General features: G+C 49.8%; 8 protein-coding genes. 7 read left to right on the top strand and 1 reads right to left on the bottom strand.

The window, feature by feature from the left end:
• The first annotated feature begins 605 nt into the window (after positions 1-605).
• From SGI97_05290 to SGI97_05275, 4 genes are all read left to right on the top strand, one after another.
• A complete protein-coding gene (locus SGI97_05290; GenBank protein MDZ4723300.1) occupies positions 606-1,253 on the top strand; it encodes a redox-sensing transcriptional repressor Rex in 648 nt (215 codons plus the stop codon).
• A 306-nt stretch (positions 1,254-1,559) separates the two neighbouring features.
• Positions 1,560-2,519, top strand: a complete 960-nt coding sequence (locus tag SGI97_05285; protein MDZ4723299.1) for a tetratricopeptide repeat protein — start codon at positions 1,560-1,562, stop codon at positions 2,517-2,519.
• A 204-nt stretch (positions 2,520-2,723) separates the two neighbouring features.
• Positions 2,724-3,323 carry a hypothetical protein gene (locus tag SGI97_05280; protein MDZ4723298.1) on the top strand — a complete coding sequence of 200 codons (600 nt, stop codon included), beginning with the start codon at positions 2,724-2,726 and terminating at the stop codon, positions 3,321-3,323.
• 244 nt (positions 3,324-3,567) lie between these two features.
• Positions 3,568-3,762 (top strand): CDGSH iron-sulfur domain-containing protein, encoded by a 195-nt coding sequence (locus SGI97_05275; GenBank protein ID MDZ4723297.1) that lies wholly within the window; start codon positions 3,568-3,570, stop codon positions 3,760-3,762.
• 455 nt (positions 3,763-4,217) lie between these two features.
• Here SGI97_05275 and uvrA read toward each other — a convergent pair whose 3' ends face one another.
• Entirely contained in the window at positions 4,218-7,118 is a 2,901-nt protein-coding gene (gene uvrA, locus SGI97_05270) for an excinuclease ABC subunit UvrA (GenBank protein ID MDZ4723296.1), read from the bottom strand.
• A gap of 191 nt (positions 7,119-7,309) precedes the next feature.
• Here uvrA and SGI97_05265 point away from each other — a divergent pair, with 191 nt between their 5' ends.
• From SGI97_05265 to SGI97_05255, 3 genes are all read left to right on the top strand, one after another.
• Positions 7,310-7,861, top strand: a complete 552-nt coding sequence (locus SGI97_05265; GenBank protein MDZ4723295.1) for an ECF transporter S component — start codon at positions 7,310-7,312, stop codon at positions 7,859-7,861.
• Positions 7,862-8,438: 577 nt separating this feature from the next.
• A complete protein-coding gene (locus SGI97_05260; protein MDZ4723294.1) occupies positions 8,439-8,975 on the top strand; it encodes an Ada metal-binding domain-containing protein in 537 nt (178 codons plus the stop codon).
• A complete protein-coding gene (locus SGI97_05255; GenBank protein ID MDZ4723293.1) occupies positions 8,965-9,543 on the top strand; it encodes a methylated-DNA--[protein]-cysteine S-methyltransferase in 579 nt (192 codons plus the stop codon). Before SGI97_05260 ends, SGI97_05255 begins: the two co-directional genes overlap by 11 nt.
• Positions 9,544-10,103 lie beyond the last annotated feature (560 nt).

Below are 10,103 nucleotides of genomic sequence, written 5' to 3'. Positions count from 1 at the left end.
TCCCGCGGTTCAGCGATTCTTTTGTTCTCTGTCTTTCCCGCGGACGCGGGAACCCAGTATGAAGTGGTGTCGGGCGACCCCGACGGGGCAGTTATCCCTCGCCCGACACTATGATTAAACTGTCAGGCGGGGGCGCCAGACAGCACGGACGAAGATGGATTCCAGTTTTCACTGGAATGACAAAATAGAAGGCTGACTGCACTTCTTAATTCTTCGTACACGCCGTCCTCCATTGGCGGATTCGAAAATCTCTGGCAGCACTAGATTTACAGAAGTGCAGTCAGGCGCCCCCGCCTGACTGTCTTCTTTTCTATTCCGTCGGGTCTTGGTCACTTCGAGTGAAAAGCGAGGAGTGAGTGCTGAGGCTTCCGAAGTCAGCCCACGGCGGGTGACCTGATGGCCACACTGTGCGCGACCGGGACGTCCCGCACGAATATCAAAGCTGGGTACCGGCCTGCCCGCCGTGGAGGGTTCTCTTAATCCCGATTATTTCCCTTGACAGATTTTCGCATCCCGGCTATACTTTTTTGTGAACCTTTTCACATATCGGGTGATATATTCCAAGTAATGCAGGTTTACTATTGGCTATGTAAGGAACCGACCTGATGACAAAGAAGCGTATCTCCGAATCGACAATTCATCGCCTTTCTCTCTATTTCCGAACGCTTTCGGCTCTCGAAAAGGAAAGCCATGCCACTATTTCATCCAAAGAGCTGGCAAAACGTGAAAAGCTGACCCCAGCCCAAGTCCGCAAAGACCTGTCGTTCTTCGGCTCCTTTGGCACCCGTGGACTCGGCTATCCGGTCGGTGAACTCAAAGCCAAAATCGCGACCATTTTAGGAGTTGACCGAAATTGGAAAGTTGCTCTCATAGGAGTAGGCAACATAGGCTCGGCCCTTGTTTCATACAAAGAGTTCAGCAAGCAGGGATTCCAGATTGTGAAGGTTTTCGATAATGACCAGCGGAAAATCGGCTCAAACCACAAGGGGCTTGTTGTTTCTGACACCAAAAATCTCATACAGGAGCTTCGTGAGACTGGTGTTGAGGTCGTCATTTTAGCGGTTCCGGCCTCTGCGGCGCAATTTATTGTCGATGATATCGTTTCGGCTGGAATCAAGGCGATCCTCAACTTTGCTCCGGTCAATCTCAAAGTCCCCGAAGATGTCTATATCCGTAACGAAAATATGTCCATGGAACTCGAGTATCTTTCATTCGCAATTGTGAACAATTACAGCCAAAAACGGATAAAGTAGACTCTTGCAGCAATTCCGCCAAAGCGGACTGTGGTTCAGCGATCCTTCCTCCCGAGGTACAGCGGAAAAGAAGATAAAAGTGTAAACAAGGTCTCCGGTTCATATTGTAAGCAATATAGCCGGTTTACTCAGTTGAGAATGCAGTCACGGGTGAAACGAGCTTTCATTTTTGGTCAAAATCGACTATATTAACCAAAACAAGCGGTCCCGACCAAATATTTCGTGGAGAAATAACCAATACTTAGCGTACAACCCCAGAACTCGCCTTGAGTATAAAGCTGAACTGATAGAAAAGAATAAATCAAAATGAAACAGACATTCTCTCGGATATGCCTCGCCGTCCTTTCTCTCCTTTGTCTTTCGACATCGATTTCCGCCCAGCAGGATACTTTGGCTATTTTTCTCGAACAGGGCGGAAGGGCGCTGCGTGACAAAAAATTCACTGTGGCCCGCGAAAACTACCAGAAAGTTCTCGCAGTCAAACCGGATAATCCCGAAGCCGTGCGGAATATGGGCGTCATCTTTTCCGCTTTAGGCGATCAGAAGCAGGCCAAAGTCTATTTCGAACGAGCTTTGAAACTGCAACCGAACAACTCCGATATTTCCAACAATCTTGGTGTCATATACAGCGATGAAGACAACAGCGCGGCGGCGATAGAGCGGTTTGAGACCGCCAACCGTCTCGACACCGGCAACGTCCTCTTCCTCACAAATCTCGGAAACGAATATTCAAAATCCGGCCAAGTCGCCAAAGCCCTTCCATTGCTCCATCGAGCCTCGGCTAAAGATACCGCCAATCCGATTATTTATTTCTCCATTGCAAACGCCTACGGGGCGATGAAAAAATATGACTCGGCTGAGACCTTCTATAACCAGAGCATCTCCCACGGCGGCAAAACGGCTGAATTACATTTTTTCCTTGGCGTTGTCCAGCGCAATCTCGGCAAACAATCTGAATGCGAGCACAGTTTTACAAAAGCTGTCGAGATCAACCCAAACCACAAAGAAGCTTTTCAGGCTCTTGGCCTTTTATACGCCAACCAGAAAAAATTTGTGGCCGCGGCCGTTCAGTTTGAAAGGGCCGTTGCTATCGATTCTACGTTCTATCCGGCATGGGTGACGCTTGGCGCCTCGTACTATCTGACACGGCATTTTGCTAAAGCTGATTCTGTGATATATCGTCTTTTCAAAGTCGATTCTACTTTTGGATTCCAAATGATGGCGATAATCGAAGCCGAGAAGGGCAAAGAGCAGAACAAGAAATAGGCGCGGATTCTCAATTACTCTCAAGAATTTTTATAGTCTTAACTATGGCGACCTCGCCATACTTTCTCATTTCCTCCCCACAATAGTCTCACCGTAAGAACCGGCTGCCATGTTGCGCGACTTGAGCTTATCACTGTAGGCACGGCTCTTGATAATAATCACCGGTAGAGCCACAAGCTGTCTCAAGGAGGAAGGGAGTATTTTATGAGAAGGGTATCAATCATTGCGCTCTTATGTGTTTCTGCAATAGCCGTAGTTGTAATTGCAGACGAGGGCAAACAACTCATCGCAAATAAATCAAAAGCAATTGCCGAAGGCGCGCTGAGCGCTCCGGCTGGTTCCAACCGTAATGTCCAGCATGTCATCGATAATCTCAACGGAGCTGTCGATTCCTGGCATTTGGCAACACTGCACGAGGACAAGTCCCGGCTTTCGAGTTCATGGAGCTCAATACAGCAGGTAATAGTGGATGACCTCAAAGAGACCCAGCAGGAAGTCCGCAATCTGGCTTATACTATCGCATTCTATGCAGCAGAATCCGCCGAGTATTCAAGCGGGCAGGAATGGTCGGAAGCCCACGAAGAATCACTTGATAACAGCGCGCAGATTGCATTCCAAGAAAAATTCAGCTCGCTTAAATCCAAGCGTTTGATTAGCGCGGCGATCAATGCAAGCTCTGCTTTTTCAAATAAATATCGTCTACTCGGGGATTATGTCGATTTGCTTCGCAGAGAGCTCGGGATGAAACGAATCGCCTATGCCTCCGTCCGCAAAGAAAGCATGGAGTATCAAAAGAGCAAATAAGCGAGAATTGCAGAGACTAATAGAAAACTGACAAAATAGTTGAAGTAACCCCTCTTCTTGTGTGTGGAACCCTTCGCGCGACGCCGCCACCTCCCCCGATGGCGGCGTTTTTTTTGTCTCGCTGGGTGATTCTTTGCAAGTTAATCTATCCTTCTAATTGACAAATGAGTTATTATTGAATGTTGCGACGCTGACAATTAACGATAGAGATCATAAGTGAATTATAACTTACAGAGAGGACGACATGGAACTTGGAAACATACGAATCAAGATTAACGAAAATGCATCGGCCAAAATAGAATGTGCTCGGGCAGAGATACTCATGCCTGATGGCACCATCATTATTAAAGAAGGAGCCTTTTCGCTCTGTCGGTGCGGACAATCCAAAAAGAAACCGTTCTGCGACGGCACACATAAGGAGTGCGGGTTCGTAGGTTAGATGATGGATGGATGTGCCAAGTGGTGTCGGGCGTCTCTGCCCTGCGCTGGTAGGGCGGGTCCGTCCGCGAACCCGCCGATTATGCCTCCCGATCATGAAAGATGTCGAGACCTCGGAAGGTATCGACCTGTCCTCGGTAACCCAGCCAACGGCTGGGTGTTTCCTGCTCAGTGTGAGAATGTGCGGATTGCAGGGATATGGTGCGCAATAGGGACGTCCCGCACGAAGAATAAGGAAGTGGTGTCGGGCGACCCTGCCCGACACATAAAGACAGTCAGGCATCCGCCACGGCGGACTGACCTACCAATATCGACAAATATGAAATTGCCGCGTCACGAAGTTTATCCCGCTAAGCGGGGCTCCTCGCAACGACGAGAGCGGGAATGTTGGCTTTGATTCTTGTATCACACTCCCGACGTTCGTCGGGACGGTGTGATCTTTACTTATCCGTGCCCTTACCGCAGAACCTTCTGGGGTGACATTGCAGGCAACACTTTTTGTTGCGACAGAATTGGTTTCAAAAACTCACCCGTATATGACCCGCGCGTTTTTGCGACTTCCTCCGGTGTGCCCGTGGCAATGACCCGTCCGCCCCCATCGCCGCCCTCAGGGCCGACATCGATTATATAATCAGCAGTTTTAATGACGTCCAAATTATGCTCAATCACCACAACCGTATTGCCGCGATCCACAAGTTCGCTCAGGACATTGAGCAGCATGCGAATATCCTCAAAGTGCAAACCGGTTGTCGGTTCGTCGAGAATATACATCGTCCGTCCGGTGGCGGTTTTTGAAAGCTCAGTAGCAAGCTTCACTCGCTGGGCCTCTCCACCCGAAAGCTGTGTTGCCTGCTGGCCAAGGTGGATATATCCGAGTCCGACATTTGAGAGCGTCAGAAGTTTATTTTTTATTCGCGGGATATTTTCAAAAAAGCTCAACGCCTCCTCGACTGTCATATCCAGCACATCGGCGATGGATTTTCCTTTGAAGGTCACACTCAGCGTCTCACGGTTGTAGCGCTTTCCTTTACAAATTTCGCATGGGACATAGACATCGGGCAAAAAGTGCATTTCAATTTTGATAATGCCGTCCCCTTCGCAGGCCTCGCACCGTCCCCCTTTGACATTGAACGAAAACCGTCCCGGCTGATATCCGCGGGCTTTGGCCTCGGGCAATCCCGCAAACAAATCTCGTATTGGCGTGAAAAGTCCGGTATATGTCGCCGGATTCGACCGTGGTGTGCGGCCAATGGGCGACTGATCGATATCGATTACTTTATCAATATACTCGACACCAGTGATTTCCTTATAGGGAAGCGATGGCGTGCGGCTGTTATAAAAATGCCGCGCCAAAATTCTGTAAAAGGTCTCGTTGATAAGCGTCGATTTCCCTGAACCAGAAACACCCGTCACGGCGACAAAACAGCCGAGCGGAATTTCAATATCGACATTCTTCAAATTATTTCCCGTCGCGCCCGTGAGCGTAATAGAGTCGCCATCGATGGGACGGCGTACCGCGGGTGTGCGAATTTCTTTCGCGCCTGAAAGGTATTGGCCAGTCAGCGATTTTTTGTTGGCTTTGATTTCATCGGGGGTGCCGCTTGCAACAATATGCCCGCCATGCACTCCCGCCCCGGGTCCCAGATCAAGAACATAATCAGCCTGTTCAATAGTATCCCGGTCATGCTCGACAACCAGCACGGTGTTACCGATATCCCTCAGTTCGGTAAGCGTGCGCAATAGTTTTTGATTGTCGCGCTGGTGAAGCCCGATCGATGGCTCGTCCAAAATATAAAGCACACCGACAAGGCGTGAGCCGATCTGGGTCGCAAGCCGTATACGCTGGGCTTCGCCTCCGGAGAGTGTCGATGCGGCGCGTCCAAGCGTCAAATAGTCGAGCCCGACATCGCACAGGAATGAAAGCCGCTCACGAATCTCTTTGAGAATCTGTTTGGCGATAGTCAACTGACGTTTCGAAAGTTTTATATCCTTGAAAAAGTTCGCGGCATTTTTGATCGATTTTTCGACCACACTGTCGATGGTCTCCCGGTCGATTATGACCGCAAGCGCCTCAGGCCGCAACCGAGCGCCTTTGCATACCGGGCAGGTCGAGATCGACATGTAATGTTCAATCCATGTCCGCACGCCGCTTGAGTCGGTCTGCTTGTATCGCCGCTCCAGCTGGGGAATGACGCCTTCAAAACTCGATGTGTATTGTCCATGCCCCGAGGAAGTGCCCGACGAATGCTCGTACTCGAAACTTATTTCGTCTTTACCCGAACCGAAGAGAATTATTTTTTGAATATCTGCCGGCAACTTATTGAACGGAGTGGACATCTTAAAATTATGATGCGTGGCTAATCCTTTGATTCTATAGCGGTACCAGTTGGCCATGCTGCTTCCGCCCCAGGCATGGATAGCGCCGTCGTTTATCGAAAGCGTCTTGTCGGGCACAACCATCTCGGGATCGATAACCATCTGCTGGCCGAGTCCGTCGCATGTTTTGCATGCCCCATACGGCGAATTGAATGAGAACAGCCGCGGACTTGGCTCTTCGTAGGAGATATTGCAGTTGAGACAGGCGAATTTTTCGGAGAAGAGCAAGTCCTTCTTATTGATATTTATAAGAACCGTGCCCTGACCCATTTTGAGCGCGGTCTCGACCGAATCAGCCAATCTCCGCCGCGATGACGGTTTCACGACCAGCCGGTCGATTACGGCTTCAATAGTATGTTTCTGTGTTTTGTTCAGGCTTACCTGTTGGTCTGATTCGACTATCTCGCCGTCGATACGGAGTCGCACATATCCTTCGCGGCGCGCTTCATCAATTATATCTTTGTGCTCCCCTTTTTTGCCGCGGGTGAGCGGAGCAAGAACAATGAGCCGTGTCCCTTCGTCGAATGTCAGCACCGAATCAACAATCTGCTCGACGGTCTGCTGGGTGATGGGCTGGCCGCATTTCACACAATGCGGAACGCCCACTCGGGCGTAGAGTAGACGAAGATAATCGTATATCTCGGTTATCGTCCCGACTGTCGAGCGGGGGTTTTTGAGTGTCCCTTTTTGTTCGATAGAAATTGCAGGGGAAAGACCTTCGATAAAATCAACGTCCGGTTTTTCCATGAGGCCCAAAAACTGCCGGGCATACGATGAAAGGGACTCAACATATCTGCGCTGGCCTTCGGCATAAATCGTGTCGAATGCAAGCGAGCTTTTGCCCGAACCGGAAAGTCCGGTGATGACAGTCAGGCTATCGCGAGGAATACGCACATCGATATTTTTGAGATTATGTTCGCGCGCCCCTTTTATATGAAGAAACTCTTTATTTTTACTGTATCGGTCGCCGTTATTGGCCATTATCACTCCCTGAAATTGTCCAACCCCCAATGTAGGTTCAAGAGCTCATGTAAGGAAGAACAAAGCGCGGTTCTCTATCACTTTTAACCATTACCTTGATATTCTTAGCCAAGGCAGGTTGTACTCTTAATGCCTGCTCTGGTAGACGAAACCACTTGACTTGCGCTTCAATAAATGCCATCCTAAAGCCTATGAATAGCTTGCAACAAACGCTCGCACTTGGAGTTCCGATTTCCTGGCCGAAATGGCTTATCAGCACAAGTTTATTTTTGGTACTGGCTCTTGTCTTGCCAATCGGCTTTCATCAGATAGGAATGAGTGGCAGGATTTTTCTGCCGATGCACATTCCGCCGTTATTGGCAGGCTTTCTGGCTGGTCCGATCTCGGGCATTGTAGTCGGCATTCTTGCTCCGGCATTGTCACATCTTATCAATGGAATGCCGCCTTCGTATGCTGTGCCGCTTATGTCGGTTGAATTGGCCGTCTATGGATTGGTGGCCGGGATGGCATTTTATAAACTTCGTCTGAATATCTTTATCGCTTTGTTGACCGCCATGATTGTCGGGCGAATAATGTTCGGTGTGACGCTTTTTTTTCTCGGCCTTTTTGTGGAAATGCCCTATACAGCGGCGGCTTGGTTCTCGACTGCGGGAGCGATGGTCACCGGCTGGCCGGGGGTTTTGGTTCAGTTGGCTATGATTCCGCTGATTGTCATTGGCGCGAAGAAATCCAAACTCGTCTGAGTTAGGGAAGACGTTTCGATCGACATAGAGAGAAATAGTCCGCCGATACCTTCTTGGTCTCGACACCTTTTCTTCATTTTGTAGTCTTGTAGCGCGGGGAAGCCTGTCCGCTGTGGCGGATCTTATGCCCCGCGAGTCTGATATTTCCCCCGAGTAATGAATACACTCTCCTCTTACCTAGGTAGAAGCAAAAAAAGAATCTCACAACCACGTCATTGCGAACCCCGATTCTTAGAGGGGCGTGGCAATCTCATATTTTCTTTTTCTTGTAGCGATTCCGCCGCGGTTCGCCACAGGCGAACGGTTCAGCGATTCTTTTCTGTTCCGTCGGGTCTTGGCTTATCATTGCGTGAGCAAGGATATAGGCGCTAAGGCTTCCGAAGTCCGCCGCAGGTGGATGACCTGACGGTCACTTAGTGCAGGGCCTTCGCCACACCTACCCACTGTGGCGGGTTCTCCGATATTAGTAAGTCTATTCCCTCTTGGGTTTCTACACCCCCTGCTTTCCCTCGAAAAATGCGACATCCATGCCCGAAAATCGGTAGGCGACCCCGCCACTCTTGTATATTATTAAGCCATGCTATCATACGAAAAAATGGTTCGGGCCATGCGCGAAAAAGACAGCGGCTTTAACGGCCAATTCTATATCGGCGTACATTCGACCGGTATTTATTGCCTGCCGTCGTGCACGGCTCGAGCACCGCTCTTAAAAAATGTCCGCTTTTATCCGTCGCGCGAAGACGCTCTGTCTGCTGGTTTACGCGGTTGCAAACGATGCAAGTCTGACAAATATCCTGATGTTCTGCCTGATTGGGTCAAACGGCTCATCACATTCATGCGCGAGAATAAGACCATTCGTCTGACCGAACATGATCTGTCAGTTGCTTCAGGCGTCGATATAACGACAGTGCGAAGGCATTTCCGCGCACAACTTGAAATGACTCCGCTTGCGTTCCACCGCCGACAGAGGCTATTGAACGCGCAGGGACTGCTATCGGCTGGAAGCACTACCCTCGATGCCGCATACGAATCCGGCTACGAATCACCAAGCGGGTTCAACGCCGCATATAAAAAAGAATTTGGATTTTCGCCCGGGAGGTCTCATGCTCGATAATAACATTAGGTCAATCCAATACTGTGATCTGGATAGTCCGCTCGGACCGATGATTGCCGGAGCCACTGAAAGCGGAATCTGTTTTCTCGAATGGCATGACCGCGGGGGAGTGGAACGAATCAAAGAACGTGTGGTCAAACGCTACAAGCGCGAGGTCATTGCAGGCACAAATGATCACCTGCTTCGACTGAAAACAGAATTGAATGCCTATTTCGCAGGTGCCTTGAAAGATTTTACTGTTTTAATTGATGTCACAGGCACACCCTTCGAGAGACTGGTCTGGAAACAATTGCAGATTATTCCCTATGGCGTGACGCGCTCGTATGGCAACCTTGCGGAATTTCTCGGCAAACCGGGCGCGCAGCGGGCTGTCGGAAGAGCCAATGGCGCAAATTATCTATCTATCGTCATTCCCTGCCACCGGGTTATCGAGTCGACCGGCAAACTTCGCGGCTACGGCGGCGGTCTTTGGCGCAAACAGGCATTGTTGGACTTAGAAGGCGCCAAAACAATTCAGCCACTTGCGCAGATACAAACGCGCCTTTTTCAAACAGAAACTCCGCACTGATTGTTCGTGGCTGGTGTACGTTCCCCGTGCACCAGCATTCTCTAAACGTGTCGTTGCGAGGAGCGGCTTCATAGACGAGACCCACCACGCCTGCCCGCTGTGGCGGGGCGGGCAGGCGTGGCAATCTCATATTTTCCGCCGCGGCGGACTCTCCGATATTCGTAGGTCGGCGATCCTTGTGATCCCGACATCTTTTCTTCGGTGCGGGGCAGAGACACCCCGCGCGAATGACAATACTGGTTACTCCGTCAGCGGAGTATGACATTGAGAATTAACCATCCCTATGAAAAAATAGGGCGGGTCTGTCTTCGAACCCGCCGCAAGCGGTGCGGTACAAGATTCAAAGCCAACTTTCCCATCACGTCGTTGCGGGCATAATGATCAAAATGTGTGGGTTTTTGATTCATTTTTGACAGAGTTTGAAGTACCAAGCAAAGTAGTTTGTACGATGATGAACAGCGAGTCCACGGTGCTGCCGGTATCGAGCTTTCAGACGGCTAAAATAGCTCTCTATCCAATTTGTTGAATGTGGAATATGGGGATTATCAAGATAGCAAAAC

The organism is Candidatus Zixiibacteriota bacterium (assembly GCA_034439475.1).
Taxonomy (GTDB): Bacteria; Zixibacteria; MSB-5A5; order GN15; family FEB-12; genus JAWXAN01.
This window is presented reverse-complemented; position numbering and strand designations above follow the sequence as displayed.